This window comes from Pseudomonas sp. sp1636, assembly GCF_030376615.1.
In the GTDB taxonomy this organism is placed as follows: domain Bacteria; phylum Pseudomonadota; class Gammaproteobacteria; order Pseudomonadales; family Pseudomonadaceae; genus Aquipseudomonas.
This window is the reverse complement of record NZ_JARRAB010000024.1, coordinates 35,564-54,147: the sequence shown is the minus strand read 5'-3', so window position 1 is coordinate 54,147 and position 18,584 is coordinate 35,564. Positions and strand designations below refer to the sequence as shown.

General features: G+C 54.2%; 16 protein-coding genes. 9 read left to right on the top strand and 7 right to left on the bottom strand.

Translation table 11 applies throughout. The annotated features are described in order from the left end of the window. Positions 1–94 precede the first annotated feature (94 nt). The 4 genes from P8H27_RS19250 to P8H27_RS19235 all read left to right on the top strand — a co-directional run bounded on the left by P8H27_RS19250 (position 95) and on the right by P8H27_RS19235 (position 6,409). The gene (locus P8H27_RS19250; RefSeq protein WP_289639341.1) at positions 95–2,902 is read left to right on the top strand and encodes a TrlF family AAA-like ATPase; all 2,808 of its coding nucleotides are present in this window, start codon (positions 95–97) and stop codon (positions 2,900–2,902) included. A gap of 103 nt (positions 2,903–3,005) precedes the next feature. Further along, complete coding sequence (locus P8H27_RS19245; protein WP_289639340.1) at positions 3,006–4,763, top strand: hypothetical protein; 1,758 nt, start codon at positions 3,006–3,008, stop codon at positions 4,761–4,763. 135 nt (positions 4,764–4,898) lie between these two features. Next, positions 4,899–5,576: a DNA adenine methylase gene (locus P8H27_RS19240; RefSeq protein ID WP_289639339.1), complete on the top strand. Its 678-nt coding sequence runs from the start codon at positions 4,899–4,901 to the stop codon at positions 5,574–5,576. Beyond that, positions 5,576–6,409: an 8-oxoguanine DNA glycosylase gene (locus P8H27_RS19235; protein WP_206418952.1), complete on the top strand. Its 834-nt coding sequence runs from the start codon at positions 5,576–5,578 to the stop codon at positions 6,407–6,409. Before P8H27_RS19240 ends, P8H27_RS19235 begins: the two co-directional genes overlap by 1 nt. On the opposite strand, the gene P8H27_RS19230 is transcribed toward P8H27_RS19235, so the two are convergent. Genes P8H27_RS19230 through P8H27_RS19215 form a run of 4 tightly spaced genes read right to left on the bottom strand, consistent with a single transcriptional unit; the run spans position 6,344 to position 9,153 of the window. Beyond that, entirely contained in the window at positions 6,344–7,024 is a 681-nt protein-coding gene (locus tag P8H27_RS19230; protein ID WP_289639338.1) for a nitroreductase family protein, read from the bottom strand. The genes P8H27_RS19235 and P8H27_RS19230 overlap by 66 nt on opposite strands. Next, the gene (locus tag P8H27_RS19225) at positions 7,002–7,607 is read right to left on the bottom strand and encodes a 7-cyano-7-deazaguanine synthase (RefSeq protein WP_289639337.1); all 606 of its coding nucleotides are present in this window, start codon (positions 7,605–7,607) and stop codon (positions 7,002–7,004) included. Before P8H27_RS19225 ends, P8H27_RS19230 begins: the two co-directional genes overlap by 23 nt. Further along, complete coding sequence (locus P8H27_RS19220) at positions 7,604–8,815, bottom strand: PfkB family carbohydrate kinase (protein WP_289639336.1); 1,212 nt, start codon at positions 8,813–8,815, stop codon at positions 7,604–7,606. Before P8H27_RS19220 ends, P8H27_RS19225 begins: the two co-directional genes overlap by 4 nt. Positions 8,816–8,835: 20 nt before the next feature. Then, positions 8,836–9,153, bottom strand: coding sequence for a hypothetical protein (locus P8H27_RS19215; RefSeq protein ID WP_289639335.1), 318 nt, complete (start codon positions 9,151–9,153; stop codon positions 8,836–8,838). A 253-nt stretch (positions 9,154–9,406) separates the two neighbouring features. On the opposite strand from P8H27_RS19215, the gene P8H27_RS19210 reads away from it, so the two are divergent. The 5 genes from P8H27_RS19210 to P8H27_RS19190 all read left to right on the top strand — a co-directional run bounded on the left by P8H27_RS19210 (position 9,407) and on the right by P8H27_RS19190 (position 14,762). After that, the gene (locus P8H27_RS19210; protein WP_289639334.1) at positions 9,407–9,985 is read left to right on the top strand and encodes a DUF6037 family protein; all 579 of its coding nucleotides are present in this window, start codon (positions 9,407–9,409) and stop codon (positions 9,983–9,985) included. A gap of 397 nt (positions 9,986–10,382) precedes the next feature. Continuing rightward, positions 10,383–10,607, top strand: a complete 225-nt coding sequence (locus P8H27_RS19205) for a hypothetical protein (RefSeq protein WP_289639333.1) — start codon at positions 10,383–10,385, stop codon at positions 10,605–10,607. Positions 10,608–11,080: 473 nt separating this feature from the next. After that, positions 11,081–12,301, top strand: coding sequence for a hypothetical protein (locus P8H27_RS19200; RefSeq protein ID WP_289639332.1), 1,221 nt, complete (start codon positions 11,081–11,083; stop codon positions 12,299–12,301). Then, the gene (locus P8H27_RS19195; RefSeq protein WP_289639331.1) at positions 12,301–12,762 is read left to right on the top strand and encodes a three component ABC system middle component; all 462 of its coding nucleotides are present in this window, start codon (positions 12,301–12,303) and stop codon (positions 12,760–12,762) included. Before P8H27_RS19200 ends, P8H27_RS19195 begins: the two co-directional genes overlap by 1 nt. Beyond that, positions 12,759–14,762, top strand: a complete 2,004-nt coding sequence (locus tag P8H27_RS19190; RefSeq protein ID WP_289639330.1) for a DUF3732 domain-containing protein — start codon at positions 12,759–12,761, stop codon at positions 14,760–14,762. Before P8H27_RS19195 ends, P8H27_RS19190 begins: the two co-directional genes overlap by 4 nt. Positions 14,763–15,341: 579 nt before the next feature. Here the strand turns inward: P8H27_RS19190 and P8H27_RS19185 are convergent. From P8H27_RS19185 to P8H27_RS19175, 3 genes are all read right to left on the bottom strand, one after another. Continuing rightward, a complete protein-coding gene (locus P8H27_RS19185; protein WP_289639329.1) occupies positions 15,342–16,574 on the bottom strand; it encodes a hypothetical protein in 1,233 nt (410 codons plus the stop codon). A gap of 210 nt (positions 16,575–16,784) precedes the next feature. Further along, complete coding sequence (locus P8H27_RS19180; RefSeq protein ID WP_289639328.1) at positions 16,785–17,006, bottom strand: hypothetical protein; 222 nt, start codon at positions 17,004–17,006, stop codon at positions 16,785–16,787. Positions 17,007–17,188: 182 nt separating this feature from the next. Then, the gene (locus tag P8H27_RS19175; RefSeq protein WP_289639327.1) at positions 17,189–17,845 is read right to left on the bottom strand and encodes a DUF6988 family protein; all 657 of its coding nucleotides are present in this window, start codon (positions 17,843–17,845) and stop codon (positions 17,189–17,191) included. Between the last annotated feature and the right edge of the window lie 739 nt (positions 17,846–18,584).

Here is an 18,584-nt window from a genome sequence, read left to right as displayed (position 1 = left end):
ACTGGACAAGCGGATTGCTGATCCCATATTGCGGACTGCCCTGATCGGCCTTTAGGCTACCTATTTCTACCACCAGCCACTCTAGAGATCTGCGATGGACCAGTACCAAGGAATGAGATGGTTCAAAGCTGACTTTCAGGTTCAGACACCTGAAGACAGCAAGCACTGGAGCGACACCGACCTGCGACTAGGTAACCCCCGCAGAACAAAGGCTGAAGGTGTCTTCGACGAGAGTGAAATAAGCAGTAAGGCCCAGGCTTTTCTCAAAAGGTGCCATGAACTTGAGCTGCAGATAGTAGGCATCACAGACCACAACTTTTCTGGCCAAACTGATCCGAGAGATTGGTTCCTGACTCATCTGATTGAGCAGAACAAGTCGATCGCTGCCGAGCTGGGTCGCGAGATGATCCACATTTTGCCGGGCTTTGAAGTTGATATCGGCTATCACGTGCTTTGCCTGTTCGAACCTGCCAAGAAGTCCAGTGAGCTCGAGCGGGTGAACAAGGTGCTCATTCAGCTGGGCCTTCCAGAATCGCAACGATTTGAAAGAGGCTTGCCGACCCCCCTTAGACGAGATGACTCTCCGATCAGCTTGGCGAAGCTGCTGAAGATCGTGCAAGACGACAATAACGGCATCGTGATTGCGGCCCACGCCGACCAAGAAGACGGCCTGCTTCAGCGCCCCAGCAATCGACCGGATTACCAACTACCGGGTCTGTTGGCAGTAGAGGTTACTCAGTACCCGCTGGGGCAGAAGATTTCTGACATTTTGACAGGCAAGAATAGAGACTGGGCTCGCCCTGGCAAGCAGCCTGCCTACGTTCAATCCTCGGATGCAAAGTCGCTGAAAGTGGATGAGCACGACAACCCGAAGCCCAACTCTTTGGGCTACCGCCACACCTGGGTCAAATGCTCGCGTCCATCTATCGCTGCCCTCAAGCAGGCCTTCCTCGACTCCGGCTCGAGGATCAGCCTGGAGAAGATGAGTCCCAGCGAACGCGAGACTTTCCCGAGGATCGTGTCGATTACGGTGAAAGGTCTTAAGTACCTAGAAGACCAAAAAGTCGTTTTTTCACCCAATCTCAATACACTAATCGGCGCCCGCGGTACCGGGAAGTCGACCATCCTCGAACTCTTGCGCATTATGTTTGCTCGAGATGAGACGGGCGCCTTTTCCGAGAAGGCGAAGGTCAAAGCTCAGCGGGCAAAACAGACCTTCACTCCCGACACAGAGATTCTGGTCGAGTGGGAAGGCATTCCAGGACAGGTCGACGTGCTGCGCTACTCACCCAGCGATGAGCTGTCGCTGATAGAGGGAACTGCGCACGATCTTTCGGCTTATCTGCGCCATCTGCCGATTCAGTTCTATAGCCAGCAACAATTGAGTGAGCTCACCGCCCCAGGTGGGCAATATCAGTTGCTCGGACTAATCGACGAGATATGTGCAGCTGAACTGGAAAAGCTTCAAGGCGAGGAGCGCACAGTTGTTGCGGACATCAAAAGACTGTTCGCTGCACAGGATCAGATGGGCGCTATCGAGGACGAGCTCAACGGCCTCAAGCAAGAACTCGTCGAGATTGATCGACAGTGGCAAGCACGCAAGGACGTCCAGGGTGAGGCGACAGCCTACCAACGCGCGATCCACGCCAAGCGCTACTTCCAGAGTATGAGCGATGGCTTCGAAAAAGATGTCAACGCAGTTGATAAAACACTGGGTAGTCTTACCCCCACGGCAGACTCCCCAGTAGCAGTTGCAGAGTCCTGGCCACATTCGGGTTGGTTTACCGAGCAGACTGCCAAGGTTGCTACGCGCCGGGCGATCTATCAGCAGCGACTGAATGCGCTGCTCGCCGAGATGCGTAACGATTTCGCCAACCTGTTCTCCGAGAACCAGCAGTGGCACGCGATATCAGCGGATCTGGACGCTGCTCACTCCAACTTCATATCGGCCTGCACAGCAAAAGGTATTCAGCCTAGCGATGTCAGCCGACTCCAGGATCTAGATCGAGTCAGACAAACCAAGCAACGAAGCTTGGAAGACAAAGAGCTGCAGTGGAAGGCGCTGGAGAAGACCCCTGAAGAGTTGGAGCATTCGCTGAGCCGGCTTTCCGATATCTGGGAAGAGCAGTGCAGATTACGCCGGCAGACCGCATTGGAAATCACGGAGAAAACTAATAAAACCATTTGCGTCATTATCACCCCCATGGCTAACAAACCAGCATTCATGTTGCTCTGGGGTGCACTGGAGCCGGATCGCCGATCAAGACTCGGGAAAGCATGGGACGAGATCGGCGAGCACTTGTTCAGTAACTTCCTGAACGATCCCTCTCCTCAGCCCAACCCATGGGAACACATAGCTTGGGTGATGCGGGACATCAATAGATTGCCGAGCATCCTGCAGCAATTCAGCACAGAGCTTCCTCCCTACCTGGCATCCGTTCAGGATAAGTGGCGCACGTTGCGTGTATCACGAGTGCCAGATCTGATCGACATTGAACTCTATCGACAGGATCACACCCTCATTGGCAGCATTGAGGGCAACCAGCTGTCCGAGGGGCAGCGCAACACTGCAATTCTTAACCTGTTGCTGGTTCGCGGGGACGGCCCGATAGTCATCGACCAACCGGAAGACGAGGTCGACACCAGCTTCATCTACAAGGATCTGGTACCGCTGCTGAGGCAGTCCAAAACTCAGCGTCAGCTCATTCTGGCAACCCACAACGCCAACCTACCAGTCAACGCGGATAGTGAATTTGTTTACGCGCTGATGTCAGAAGGTGGGAAGGGACGCGTCTTGGCTCAAGGCGGCACGGATCTCAAGCAAATTGCTGACGCCATCCTCGATATCATGGAAGGATCGGAGGAGGCATTTAAGAGGCGCTCTGAGAAGTACCATTTCTAGGTTCCCGAGTTCAAACAAATAGAAAACAGCCAACCCATCATCGGTACTCGCTTCACGAAGCGCCGATGATGGGTTGGTCTTGATGAGGCAAGGACGCGTTCAGATGATTGATTACCTCGCAGCATTTCCCATTCCAGCCAATCTGCTTCCAGAGCGTTTGCGTCTGTTGCTACAACCAATCGGTACCGATCCCGCGCTTAGGGTGGAAGTCAGTTGTTTCACGGAAGACGACCCCTACGGACCGAAATGCGAGTCCGTGTTCATGCTGATGGCTGTCGTTCCCGACGACGGTCAAAAAGCAATTCCCATTCTCCACAGTGACCACGGTCAGGTTGCTCATTCGACCCCAGTATTGCGTGACAAGGGTAGCGACAGGGGCTTTTTGCCCAGCGTGAGTGGACATGACTATATCGTCGCGTCCTGGGGGAATGGATCGTTCTACACCTATCACCTGGCAGAAAAGGTATGGATGGCGCTGGGACTCACCCCACGTTGCTTCGGTAATGAACAGCAGCGCCTGGTCTACGATGATCTTGGGTTGCCTGAGTTTGGCGTCGCGGAGGGTGAGATTTCAGCCCAGTATCACTTTACCGCGTCACGCAAAATCCAATGGTTCATGTCCAATGAGTACTTGCGTAAGTACCTGTGGTTACGAGGCGGACGCGGTGTCCGCCAGTTTTACTACAAGACGATGCTTCAGGACTCACCGGAGTTACGCGCATGGATGAACGGACGCACGTTAGTCGAGCTTGGGGGGCTGGGGGGATGGCTTGAGGGTGATCTTCGTGTGGACGGTGATGGCTTGCTTCTCCAGGTGTGGGCGACTGTTGAGGCAGTTTCCTGCGAGCTATCTCCGGAACAGAGCGCCGAAGGCCTCCATTGGCCCGGTGTTCAGGGCGCTGTCACGCGCGCTCGCGCCAACGACATTTTCAATGAAGCCAGCATCTATCTCGACGACAGATTTCTTGAGCGATACGAGCAGAACAGCTTCTACGCCACCACACCGGTCAACCTACACGGTTTCTGGCATTGCAACCCTTCCTACCTGGGACAGTGGACGTTCTCGGGCTGCGAGCGCGTTGGACGCAACCTGATCAAGGTGCAATTGCGCGAGCTATACAAGGGAAAGCCGGACCGAGAAATTCTGCATGCCCATACTCATGCGCTAGATTCCACGATCGTCGCTCAGCACGATCTGGGCGAAGAGCACATCGTCTCGAAGGTGGACAGGCTATTGGTTCAACTGCTGGCCTTGGGTGAAAATCTGTCCAAGCTTGCGGGTGCCTTGGGCATAGAGAAGTCTGCTGAAGACTTGATTGGATTCACGCGCAGCGAAGTAAAACACAATGGCTGGTTGCATTACCCTCAGCTTGGAAAGCTCGCTCAGGTTTCGCCAATAGCGATGACGCAGCAGGCGTTCCTGGCTCGGTGCAAGTCCATCCATGAGCTGTGGCAAAAACTGCCTAACGGTTTCCTCAAGCAGATCCTGCAAGCGACCGGTGTTCCCAGACCCCAAATTGCTAATCGAGCAAGCTTGAAATTGCTACAGACGCTGCTGAACATCCTCCAACGCTTGGATGCTGATGAGGAGGCAGTGGACGCATTCAGGAGCAATCAAGTGCCAGAACATTGGGATGACAGGAACGCTGGATTGGCAATGCTCTTCGTTGCCAACGATCTTCGGATTGCTGACGCCCACAATTCCGTGGGGGAGTCCCTTCAGAAACTGCAGGATCAAGGATTCGATACCGCGAGCCTGCACCAGGGATACGGACGGGCACTCGACTTTGTCCTGGATGGTGTCATCAACTCATTCGACGCAATCAATGCTCCCCTCGGACGAATCCTTTCGCGCGGATAAGGTAAGCGTACGGGGAATAAGCCTTGCGCAGGTCAGCCCGGCACCCATTTATGCGGCAACGGATAGTGCATACGCTAATCGCCCGTTCGGCCGTTAAGCATTGACATCATCGTCACTTCTGACGATGCTGACTGCATGAGATACCCAGGCGGAAAAGGCAAGTGCTACCAGCGCTTGATCAACCTGATGCCACCGCATCAGACATACATTGAGTCCCACCTTGGTGGTGGTGCCGTCATGCGCAACAAGAAAGCTGCGCAGCGGAACATCGGCTTAGATCTCGACGCCAAGGTCATCGAGCTTTGGCAGTCTAAGCTCCCCGGAACCTGCGAGCTCCATCAGGTCGACGCGGTGTCCTTTCTCGAAGGCTATGCATTCGAAGGTGAGGAGCTAGTGTATGTGGATCCGCCCTACGTTCCCGAAACGCGCCGGCGCGAGAAGGTCTACCGCTGCGACTACACCGAAGCTGACCACATCCGCCTACTGCGTTGCTTGGTCGAACTACCTTGCAATGTGATGCTGTCGGGCTATGACTGTGATCTCTACAACCAAGAGTTGGTCGGGTGGCGGAAAGTGAGTTTTCCAGCAAAAACCCACGTAGAGATGCGCGAGGAAGTGGTGTGGATGAACTTCTCACCCCCTAGTCGACTGCACGACACCCGATACCTGGGCGAGACCTTCCGGGATCGCCAGACCATTCAGCGCCGCCAAACCAGACTTCGCACTCGTATCGAGAGCTTGGATCCCATCGAGCGGCACGAATTACTGAAGTGGATGCAAGAGCTCTACGGCAACGACGAGGAGGCCGCCTAATGCAACTTGGCGCTATTTTCATGGACCAGGTGGTCTTCAATGTCGAGCTCCCCCAAGCAGAGGCAGAGGTTCTTCCAGGCGTCCCTTGGGGTGCTATGGAAGCATTCCCGACGCCGGCCTATTGGGCGTATCAGGTTTATGCCCGCCGGCTCACCGGCAACCGAATCAACTACAAGCTCGGCGCCACGCTGAAAGAGGAAGTCGGTGCCTGTCTGCTGGGTGGCCATGGCATTCCTGCCAACGTCGGCATCGCTGCCTTCCATCACCTAAGAGAGCGTGGTGCTTTCGGCGAGAAGCCCCCAGCAGAAGAAGTCCTGCTTGAGTGGCTGCAGGAGCCCATCGCAGTTGACGGGCGCCAAGTCCGCTACCGGTTCGCCAAGCAGAAGGCGCGCTATCTCAGCGCCGCGCTTCAGAAGCTTTCTGCTGAACGGCCGCCTCTTTCCTCGGGAAAGGAACTTCGTGACTGGCTGCTGGATATCCCCGGCATCGGTTACAAGACCGCGTCATGGGTTGCCCGTAACTGGCTGGACGCCGACGACGTGGCCATCTTGGATATCCATATCCTGCGGGCAGGCCTCTTGGGTAAGTTCTTCGAGGACAACCTAACGGTCGAGCGCAACTACCTGGAGCTCGAGGAGCAGTTCATCCGATTCAGCAAAGGGCTAGGCGTCAGAGCCTCCGAGCTTGATGCGCTGATGTGGCTAGAAATGATGTCGTCCCCCTCCACGGTGCATAGCATCATGGGGATGGGTCACCATAATCCCGACTCAGCTGTTCGCGGCCGAACCAAGAAGCGCAAGACCAACCCCGACCAGCTTGCCCTGATCGGCTAAACCACTGGCCCAAGGCTCTCCCGTGATACCTAGCGGGCAGAAGTTGAGCCCCTGAGCTGTAGCCGCCAGAGCCATCACTCCAAGCAGTGCACCTGCATCCCGCCAGATCAGGCTGCAGCCATTCTGGTACTTGCCCAGGGTCTTACCAGGCTCGGCCAGGAATAGGAAACGGATTGCCTGATCACCTGCCAGAACCTGCAGGCTGAGATCGAACAGGCCTGCGAGCTTGGCAGGCGCATGCTTGATCTCTGCGAGCCGGTGACTCCTGGGCACGTACAACCACCAACGGTCATCGCCAGGTCGCTTAACGACAACATGGATCGGGTGAATCGCACCTGCGGACGGTGCAGCTCGATGCTCCAGATCGAAACCAAGTTCCGAAGCACCCACGCCTCGCGTTCTGCAAGCCAGCCAGAAAAAAGCACCGAGCTGCTGATCATCGACAAAACCGAACTCGCGATGCGACGCGCGCGCGTCTATGACCTCGCTGAACGGCCGATCAGGCATACCCGAGGTAGATGGAAGTGAGCAGGTCTCGCCCAGCGCCCACTCGATCGGGGTGTAACGCTCAGGAGCACTCCTGGGCAGAGGATCAGCCAGGTCGATCCAGGTCATAGCCGACCTCTAGGAAGACCTCCATGTACTTGTTGCAGCCGCGGCAGTTTCCGCATGCCAAGTGGGATTTATGGCAGCTGTGTGCCCAGGCCAAGAGCCCAGCTGGAATGCCCGATTGACGCACGAGTTCAGCCGTTGAAAGCTCAATTGCAGGAGCCTCCACCACCATACCGCCCTCCTGTAGGGAGAGCAGATGGCTGATCGCAGCCATGAACTCCGGCGAACCATCTTTGTGAAAGCCATCCGACTTCACAGTTCCGAGCCATAGGTGTGTTACGCCAAACGAAATCGCCTTCATTGCCCCTAGCGTGACCAGCATCTGGTTTCGGTATGGCCACCAGTCCGAAGCTGGAGCCAGAGTGTCGGCTTGCGTTCCGGCCATGTCCCCCGATCCCAGTTGTCGGCAGTCGATCTCGATCACATGGTGAGGAATATTCAGCTCGTGGCAGATCGTGCGTGAAGCCTCGATCTCAGCCTGAGCCGCCAACTGGCCATAGTTGAGGGTGAATGCAATGTCTGGCCGTTTCCACCAGGCAAGCGTCAAGGAGTCCATGCCTCCGGACAACAACAACCCTGTCTTCATAGCTCCACAGCCTCCCAGGTCATCTGATAGATAGCGCTGACGTAGTCATCAGTGATGACGCAGTCGGAGCCCTCCATCATTTTCTTATCCTGGGCGGACTCATTTTCCGCATAGAAAACGACAGGCTTGTTCAACGCTCGAGCGTAACCAATCTCGAAAATAGTACCCGAGTCGAGGCCGTCACCAATCGCGAAAAGCACATCGCAGTCGCGGACACCTTCCAGGTCTTTCTCAACCACATCTTCAGCGGAACCCAGGCCGACATCGTGATAAGGAGAGAAGACACTCAGCCCCATAGCCTTTAGATCCCGGCGAGCCTGCCCGACCATCCACAGCTCTGCGAGCGTGAAGAACGGGCCAGCAAGATAGACCTTCGGTACGTAGCCATCGCGGTATCGCTGAGAGGGCTGCAATGCCTTCGGATTGAATGCAGCCAGCAAAGCCTTGTCGGGGAAGCCCTGGGTTTCGCAGTAGAAGGCGGTAGCGATGGACGCAATCGAGGCGGCATCCTGAGCCGACAGGCCGTTATCCAACCACCCCAGTGCAAAGTGAGCAGCGAAGGTGTCACCGGAGCCGATCTTCCATACGCGCTCGGTACGGTAGGCCGGCACCGTGGAGATCTTACCGTTGTCGTACACAAGAGCACCCAGCGGGCCCATTTTGATGACGACTACTTCTGCGCCTTCCTGCTGGGCCAATGCCACTGCGATCTGCTGGATAGTCAGTCCACTGGAGCCAGGGAGAAGCAGGTTTGCTTCGTGGCGATTCAGGACGAGTGCCAGGTGTTTGGCTGAGGACCCATTAGCACGGAAGGATTCAGGCTCATCGGCGTTCTGAGGATCGAACACCGCGAAATCGGCATTCACTACCGCAGTTCCATCGATCATGCCGAACCGAAGCACCTTCTCTCCGCTGACCTTCAATGTCGATCTGGCATGGGTACCGCGTCGAATATCTGGGTTGGCCAGGCCATGAATGTACTCGAAGGTCACCCCCGCCTGAGCAGGTACAGCATTGAACTTGAAGCCCTCCGCAGCTGCGCGTGCATCCATAACAAGCTGGGTCGAGCTATCCACGCTGGAATGCAATTCGACGTGCCCACCAAACCGAGCTATCGCCGCTGCTGCGCGTCCTGCTGAGCCATAGATGTCGTCCCAACCCGGGCGCATACAACGCTCACGATAGACGCCTCCTACGATAGTGATCATGGAGCTCTCCTTGCTCGCAATTAGACGTGGTAAACCCGAACGCGTACCTGCCCGCCAGTGATGCTCAGAACACGAGCCTGAAACTGTTCGCCCTGATTCATGCAGTTACGCAGTTGGTTCAGGTGCGGATCGACTATCCCACCCGCCTCAACGCCATTCCACAACGCAACCACGACCTGGTTGCCACCTTGCCCAAAGGCAATGTCGAGAACATCACCGACCTGCAGCCCTGCAATCACCTGAGCTTTCGGCGATGCAAGCTGAGTGTCGAACCGAAGGGTTGCACAAGAATCGCTGGGGGTATCTGGACCCAGATAGCTACCGCCTGAACCGGACATATTGCATTTCCTTCTGCTAGTCGATCGGAATTACATGGGTATCATAGTAAGCAGGCAAAGTGCCATTGACCAAAATCAATGCCTACTCGACTAACTACCCGCGTAGGAGATAGGAGTGTCGTATGGGCAATACCCATACGTCAGAGGACAGCTCACGGCCAGAAGCAGCCAGCGATCCCAGCAAATAAATCTGCCCCCCTTTTACTATTTTCCCTCCATCATCATGAGCCCCTGATTAAGGAGAGTTCATCAGATGGAAATGACCTCGCTGAGGCAACTTCACCGCAGCATGATTGCTATCGGTAGCGACATGCAGCAGTTTTTGGTGAGAACAGGTGCGGCGAGCTTCGATTGCCTGTTCTCAACGCGGGACACGCCTTTCGTGCTCACGCTTACGGCCCGAGGCAAGGCCCGAGGGTTCTTCCGATTCGATGTCCTGGCAGGCTATAGGATTCGGGATTATCTAGGCGATATGTACGGTGATCTCTTGGAGGTTCTCAAGGAGGATGGCTCAAGTGGGCACCGCCTGATTCCCAAAGAGTTCCTCGCCCAGCTGAACGATGCCATTCCCACCCAAGCCACGGAAAAGGCCCATCCGAAGCCTGCGGACATCGTGCGCTTGCGTCCGGACATCGTCGAGGACAGGGAAAAGCCTTACTTCAATTGCTGGTCGTACTGGACGCAAGGCCAGAAACCCAGTGCTGAGAATCAGCACAAGACCCTGCTTCTCCTGGGCCCTGATGCCTTGCGCCATAGCCTAGAACGGAGTGCCTCATCACGTTGGAGCTCTACAGAAACTGGCGGCTCATGGACTAAAGATCTTTCGAAATAGCCAGCCGAGCTGTCGGCCGCTGTCGGGGTAGGGGTTACCTTCAGGTAGCCACTCCCTAGCTACATGCTTGCTGGATTCTACTCACCGGCATCCATCGCACGCACCAAGAGTTTCCATGTCATAGATCCGGGCTTGCAGTTGCTGCATGGAGGCAGCGAAGAGCACTCCCGATTGATGACGTCCTCAAAGGTGCAGACTTGACACTTGTAGATGCCGGGGAAATCGGGATTTTGGCCAGGCTTCCAAATTTTAGTGTATTTCTCTTTGTACTTATCGCCAGTTCTTTGAACGTTTTCGATGTCGCGATACCAAGCCATTCGTTTTAATCCTCATTGATTAGCTAAGGCAAAGTGCCATTGCTTGCTCAACATTGGGTTGGGGGCGAGAAAAACAAGTCATGTTGATTCGACTGCAACGCATGTTCAGCCAGTGGGGCGCTTTTCCTTCTACCAAAAGCGCCTTGCTGGGCATCATTGTCTGTCCTGTTCTTTTCGCTGCCGCTTGCCTGCTGGCACTACCGATTTCGGTTCTGCAGCAGTTAGGGCTAGAGGTCAACACCTGGCAGGTGTTCAACGCCGGGCTGGGAGCGTATTGCTTCATACTCTGCCGGCACCGTTTTTGAACGGTGGGTATTTTCGTCGCCACCGCCCGGAGATCGAGCGTCACCGCGGCCCTGACTGTGGCACAACGGGGCATGGTCGGATCTCGGATGACGGAGCCACCGGAGTCTCGCACTGTAGTTGAGGAAAAGGATGCGCTTGGTGAACGATTAGGTTGGCTGGCCGATGCCGACAATTTCTATCGCAAGCTGTCAGTGGTGCGCCGCTGCCTCAGCTGGCTGCATTGGAAGGCTAAGGTCTAATCCTCCTTGGGATAGGAGTAATGGCTTTTCGCGACTACAGAATGCGAGTGCTGCTAGCATATATCGAATATTTATTACTGTATTTATAAACAGTAGTGGAATATCGATATGTGCTCTTCGCCAACGCCGGGTGGTGCCCGGCGTTGATTTGCTGACGTATCACGAGGCGATGCGCATGCTCGGCCTGCTAGCGAGTCGTTGGTCGTGGAAGCATTCCCACCATTGGAATATGTATGGATACGACGCAATCCTTGAATACGACACTACCCGGCGCCGCTCCCCTGCCGTTCGACGCAACTCTGCTATTCAAGGCGCTCCAGTATCAGCTGCTCGTCGCCGTAGAGTACTGCTACGACCTAGCGCCCGATGAATCTCTGTGGCTTGAAGTCATGGGGGATGTCACTGTTCCCGGCAAAACCCAGACCGAGGTCAAGCTTTACTCTGACAACCTCACCGACAGTCACGCCAATTTTTGGAACACCCTTAAAAACTGGCTCCATGAGAATTTTGATCGCACATCCTTCAAGACCCTGGTGCTGCTGACGACGCAGGATTTCGGTGCGCAAACCTTGCTCAAGGGATGGAACGCGGCCTCTGCAGCAGAACGGCTGTCGATCATGGAGCGTATCGTTGCGGGCTCGCAGGCCACCGCCGGCCATCAAGTATCGAACGAGCCGGAGTTAGAGGAGGGGGCCGCCAAGCCCTCGAAATCTCAGAAGCTTCAACAGTACGTGATGGATCCTAAGCGCCGGGATGCACTGATGGAAGTATTGGAGCGGATGCAGATCACGACAGGTGCTGAATCACTGGAGCAGCGCCTGAAGGGCTATGAGACCCGCCACCTCAAGCCGATCCGACCCTCTAAATACCAGACCTTCATCCACGAGTTGTTGGGATTCATGTGCAGCCCGGATCTTGTGGTCAATGGATGGCAGATCACGTACCAAGCCTTTACTGACAAATTGTCAGAGCTAACACACCGGTACATGAAACACCCGAAAACCTTTCCTTCGGTGGACATGGCGGCGCTCAAGAAGAGCATCGACATTGAAGAAATTCGGCCCATGCGATTTGCGCAGAAAATTCTGGAAATCGGCGGCGAACAGCAGTTGAAGAGGGCGGCGCTGCACAGGGTAGTCGCCCAGACCACGATCTCCGATCTATACACCGACGGTGTGCTGTTCAAGCCTATGGTGGATCTCTACCTCAGCAATCATCTGACTCAACACCAGTATGGGCGTGAGCTAGCCATGGTGGATTGTGTTGGAGTCACCTGCTCGAGCGAGCTAAGCACTAGATCCATGAAGTTCTTCCTTATGCGCAACGGATTACCCGCCGATTCGTTTTGCGGCTTGGAACACACGATGCCCGAGTTCCGTAATGGCATTTATCACATGCTTGCAGGAGAACAACCTGAGGATGAGGATGACGAGTTTCACTGGAGGCTCTGGTGATGACCACGCAAGTCTCTGACCACCTGTACACCCTGCACAGAACGCCCTTTGCGCTGGCACCTGTCATTCAGAGTTTCTACCAGCACTGGGAGCCGGTTGAGAAGGATATTTTGCTCAGCTATCTGATCCTTCCCATCGTCACCTACAAACCTATGCATGCCTTCTTGAACAGGGCTCGGCGTGACAGCTCGATCCGAACCATGGCTTCAAATGCTGAGAGGCTTATCGGCCTGGCGATGCGCGTGGAGGAGTTTAAGCCCATCACCAACGCTGCCATGCTGATTCTGACTGCTGAGAACAGTTTGGAGATCACACCCGAGCTGTCGGTGCGATCACTCAAGAAGCCGCAATCCATCAACTCGGACAAATCGTTGCTGAAGTACAGCCAGAAGCTGGCCATGGTGCTTTCTGGTGAGAACGTTGTTTCTATCTACAGGATGTTGGGACTGAAATCGCTATGAAGTGTTACGTAAGCTACCTCGGTGTTGTGGACAAGGATAATGACGTTCACCACGTACCTCTGGCTCCAGGTCTCAACATCATCACCGGTAAGTCCTCGAAGGGTAAGAGCGCCATCCTTGATATCTTCGATTACTGTCTGGGAAGCTCGGAGGACACGATCCCTGAGGGCATCATCACGGATCGGGCCAAGTACTTCTTCACCGTGCTTCGCTTTGCGACCATGGCCGTTGTCGTAGGGCGGGCAGCGGCTAGCAACCGGTGCTTTCTGCGGGAGATTTCCGGGCCAGCGGTAGACAACGTGCTTCCTATGATTGAGGACGTGGACACCTTCTTTGCCTCGAATTTCTTTCAGCCAAAGGCCGATTTTCTGAAGAGCCTGGGCCGGTATTTCGGTGTCACCCTGGAGAACATCGACACCGATCCTCTGCAGCAGGAAATGACTGGCAAATGGAGTGCAACGCCCTCTGTTCGTAGTTTCCCGTCTTTCATGCTGCAGCATCAGAACCTGGTGGCTAACCGGCATGCGGTCTTTTACCGCTTCGAAGAAAAGCGCAAACGCGATCAGGCCATCGATCACTTCAAGATCTTCATGGACATCGTTGGTGAGGACTACTTCGACCTTGCGAAGCTGCGCACCGAGGCCATGTACGAACTCAAGCGTGCCAAGGCCCAGATCCCGAAGCAGGACAAGATCAAGGGTGATTACATCACCGAGTTCGACACCCTGCTAAAAGAGTATGAGGCTTTGGCCGGTCTGCCGTTGACGGAGCTCACGGCTGAGGAAATCTGGACGAAGCCTAAACCAGCACTGGAGCGTCTCACTGGCGTTTCAGTCAGAGTGGATGGCCTGTCCAATGCATTTGAAACTCGACGTAACGAACTGCGCGACCGCAAAGCTGAATTGATGGCCAGCATTCAAAAAGCGCTCAATACCCGCTATCTGCTGAAAGTCTCTACTGAGCAGGCTACAGGTTTTGCCAACTCGGTAACCGCGCTACCAATCCCTAAGGCCGCCAACCTTGAACATGCGGTCTGCCCCGTTTGTGCGTCGCAGTCGGATGTGGCTGAGGATGAGGCGAACAAGTTGTCGGCTGCGATTCACTGGCTGAATGACGAGCTCAAAGTGTCCACCTATGCGCGCGAAGGTTTTGGGGAGGAGCGCCGGGCAGTCGATGCGGAACTCAAAAAACTTCGCAAGGAATTGGCACTGGTCGAGCAGGCACTGAAGCCGCTTGATCAAGAAGCTGACCGGCTTGAGAAGTCGAAATCCTTGGATGGTGCTGCTCAGAAGACCAAGATCAAGTTAGAGCTCGCCATTGAGAAGCGGATTGCGAACCCACCGTCAGAAGCCAAGGGGATGGTCGACTTCTGGGAAAAGGAGGTTGCAAAGTACGATCTGCAGATGGCCCAGTTCGACGTCGAGTCGAAGCTTTGGGCGCTGGGGAACGACATTAACCAGAAAATGAAGGCGTTCGGCAAGCAGTTCGACTTCGAAGAGACCTACAAAAATGGCTCTCTGAAGTTTGATGTCGATACCTTCGATCTCTGGCATGAAAAGCCCATTGCTGGGGGACATGTAAAAAAGGTATTTCTGCGCTCCATGGGCAGCGGTGCAAACTGGCTGTACTCACACCTGACGCTGTTCATGGCACTGCATTACCAGTTCGCCGCGCATCCCAAGTGCAAGGTGCCGCCGATCCTTTTCTTGGATCAGCCGACGCAAGTCTACTTCCCCTCCACCGACAATTCTGAAGCCTTCAAGGCCGATGAGCTACGCGGGGATCGGAAGACCACCAAGACGGTCGATGAAGACGTAGACGCTGTATCGAAGATGTTCACTACTCTGGCCACATTCTGCGACACGACATTCAAGGAAACCGGCGTTAAGCCGCAGATCATTGTCTGTGATCACGCAGATGGTCTGCCGCTGCAGGGCAACTATGTCTTCGAGGACTTCGTCCGTGCGCGGTGGAGAACGCGCGGTTTGATTGCCGACTAATTGAACACCAACCAGACAAGGGACAGATTTATTCTCTGTGTTCCCTTTTAGCCGGCTGCTGCCATTGTCGACAGGCAGGAGTCGGCCAAAAGCAGGCGTTGTTGGTCAAGCATTAGTGGCTGGACGATGGCTACTAGGAACTATGATCGGAGCAGGCCTAGCGCCGATGATGACGCGGACAGCATGTCGTCGGCATCAGGGCATCAGTGGCACTGGCCGCACTGGCCTCTAATAGTGCAGCCCCTAATTTCGCCCTCAAGGATGAGTAAAATGAGCAATATACGTTCTTCAATCTGCTGACCGATCACGAGTTGTTTAAACAGGTCGGTTTGTTGCGGCCAAACCACCGGGAGCGCCTGTTCCTCCGACCGAAAGGCTCCCGCGCGGAGCCGTGCTAGATGCAGCCTTCGGGTGCCTCCTAGCAGATGCACGTCAAAAACTTCTAATGCAGTAGAGCAACCAGCATAAACTCTATCGAGAAGAACTCGATTATGTTTGGAGCGCGAGCCGAGTCAGAAGCTGTAAGCTCGATAACAAGCGCCCCACGACATGCAACCAGAAACTGCTGGTTCATCTTTGCTAGAAGTTCCTGTATAAGATGTCTGCGATTATAAGGGTGACATTCTTGTCAAGAGCCACACTTACAATGCCATTTTGTGAGTGTACGATGGCGGGCTGCTTAAAACTCTCACTCTTCCTTACCCCCTTTATAACGCCCTTGCCATTTACGGTAACTATTAGTCGGACGTTATTAACTACAAATGGTATTCCAAAGTGTTCTTCAAGAGCATCGGCATTCGCGCATCCTGAGATGCGAGAGTCTTCTGCAGCGCTAACTGTGTCGTATAAATTTACGAAGCGCTCAATTAGCAACCCGTCTGCCTTTTTAAATAGAAATTTAAGATCCAAATTAACTAAATCAGCAATATCCACTTCGACGCTGCGGCAGCAAAATGTGAGAACGTTTAACAAAGGTTGCGGATTCTTGAATTTACTGACCGACTCATTACCAGACATGTAGGTTTCTGATAAGTGCAGGCGGGTCAGATAGAGCTTATCGTTTTCCCAGTACAGATTTATATCTAGTCGCGATGGCATTGGCTTTACACCGGCTAATTTAAATCCATACCACTCATAGAACCCACCAAATCGCTCATGTATTGGCGTATCCGGCCTTCGCCCATTACTAGCGTCCGATTCATAGTAGAGCATGCTAGAGCACAATGACTCTGCAAGCTCCTCTGTAGGAGATATTTTGTCCCAAGACCACTCGCCGATTTCCGTAAAGCGCACGTCTTCCTGAAGTATTTTTGTCTGCAGTAGCTTACTTCCACTTCCAGCCAGATAACAGGTACCAAAGTTTTCTGTCTGAACCACCATTTCTGATCGATGGATAAATGCATGCTTTTGACCATCTCCACCAAGTAGAACACCCAGAATATGAAAATATTTTGCCTTAGTCCCCATTTCGATTAGTACCCGATCCAGCATTTCACGATCGATCAAGGCACTAGGGTCGTAATAGCTCTTTGTATTGATTGCGTCAGATAGCGCCGCCCAAAATTCGAATGCTGCTCGACAGTCACCTGCAAAGGCCAGCATTCCCCCACCGTTAGGAAGTACAATAGTTTTTCGGGCCATTCGCACCAAATGGAAAGGCCCATCAATGTCTCGCCAATCAGTTTGAACGACTCCCAAGGAGGGAACCCAGATCGACTTTGATTCACGCCCATCCTTTCCATCAGAGGTAATAAGACAGTCAGCGATAAGGTGTGGATCACTTTCAGGGTTAATCAATGCAATTACTGTCATTTTTGGAATTCGCTTCGGTAGGCCCAAGCTTGGGATCGAGGCTAGGGAAACGACCGCTTCTGACCGGGAAACGCCTTTCGCGACCCAGCAGCCGACTGTGGTTGTTGCCTAAGTGCATGGCCAAACAATCCAGCGCGGCGCCTCTCCGCTAAGAGCACCAGCCCCATATTCAGACGGAAGTAGGCATGGCAGCGCCTGGACTGTTGCATATCAGAATTTGAAAAACTTGCGCGCTGCGGCGAGCTGGACCTGCAAGTGTTCGGCGGTGCAGCCTTGCAGAATGCGGCTGATCTCCTCCTCGATCTCGTCCCAGCTAATGCCAGCCTTGTTAATCAGCTTGCGTGCTTCGCGCGCCCGCTCCTGGTCTGAGGGGTGCCCCGCAAAGCGTTTGTCTACGATGCCGAATGCTTGTTTGAGTGGTTGTTTCCACATGGTGTAACTCCTTGTTGGGTCACGTCATAGATTGCCACCGCCGGCCCTGTGAAATAAAAAAACTCCAAGCCTAGGTTGATCCTGAATAGGAACAGACTTCCATCAGGATCACTGCCCGCTTCTGGCCGGCTTCTGCCGCTTCCCTCTGGTGGTTGCGGCCTGAAAACTGACAATTCTGACCGTCAATGAGCCGACTCGGTCGTCCGCTTGTATGTTGGGTTAACTGGGGGGAAGCAGTCTTGGAACTCCGTGTAGATGCCTGACATCGTTCCTGTCTCAGGCGGTACACCACTCAGGATCAGAAGCAAATTGCCTGCTATTCCGAGCAGACCGTTCGAGTGTTTGATCTCTGCTAAGACCAGTTCTGGCGGAAACCCCCTTCCGTGACGATTAACTGCATGGATGCCTCCATGCACGTAGGAACTCAACGGCCTCCAGGAGTAATGCTTAAACTCCTTCAGCTGAGCTACCGGTGCGTGTGGAGCTTGGACCTCAATATCTTCCAACATTTGGCTGAGCATAGGGATCTTGCTTGCCTGCTTTGCCGTCTCATGTGTGAGCTCAGCGAGCATCAAATCCGCCTGTCCATCCTTTGCTACATATAGCACCCAAAGTGCGCGAACTAGTGATTCGTAATGTACTCGCAGCAACGCAGCAGCAGAGGTGTATAGCCCTGCTGCTACCAGATGTTTAAGGCTCCGGGCATGCTCAAATCCCAGACTTGCCAGCGCTTGGGTTGCCTGAAGGCGACTGGAAGCGCTGGCCAAGGGCGGCGCGAAAAAGCCGGAAAGCCGGTCCTCAAGCATGGCCGACCGAGCCAGTAATTCATCGAAGTGCATACAGATGCCCTAGAGAAGAGAGAAGCTTCATATCGCCAAGGACTTTATCGGTGCTGGGCAATGGCCGCATCTGGCCGGAAGCAGACTGGCCAGTTGAATCCAGAACCGTAAGCGTGTGTGAATCAGGCTTTCCTAAGCAAATTCTATAATCACTCTATAATTGACTATAAAGTCCTATAAAGGCGGCAAAAGCCCATTCTAGAGGGGTGAAGGCACGGTGCTTCCTGAGATGAACCCGATTGAGCCATAACCGAAACATGGAAATTAGGTCTGCTTCTGCGGTAAGGCTCAGTGCTGCAAGACACGAGCACTCCAGCCTCTTGCTCCTCAGTTTCTGCATCTCAAAGATGAGTACAGTCGGCTGAATTGAGCTTCTGGTAATTGGAAGCAATCTCCACGCGACCGTCTCAACTACGATCTCACGCCCGCAATTGGCGTTGGTGTAGAGCAACAGGTTCTCCCCAGCTGAAGAGCTTTCCGGTGGCAATCTGAAGCGTACAACCTCCAATACCGTACCCAGTGGCTCAGCGCCAACAAGCAGCTCCCGACAGCTGAACTACCCCCTGGTACTGCGCGATGTTATCCTGTGCCTACTGCCCAAGAGCTTCCTCTCCCGGCATCCTATACCGGTGACGAAACTTGGTTTAAGGCGATCTTTCGAGATCGCCTTTTTCATTTCTGGCCTAGGTTTTTTCAGCGCCACCTAGCCGCGGATCCCAATCACCTCATCTCAGCCATT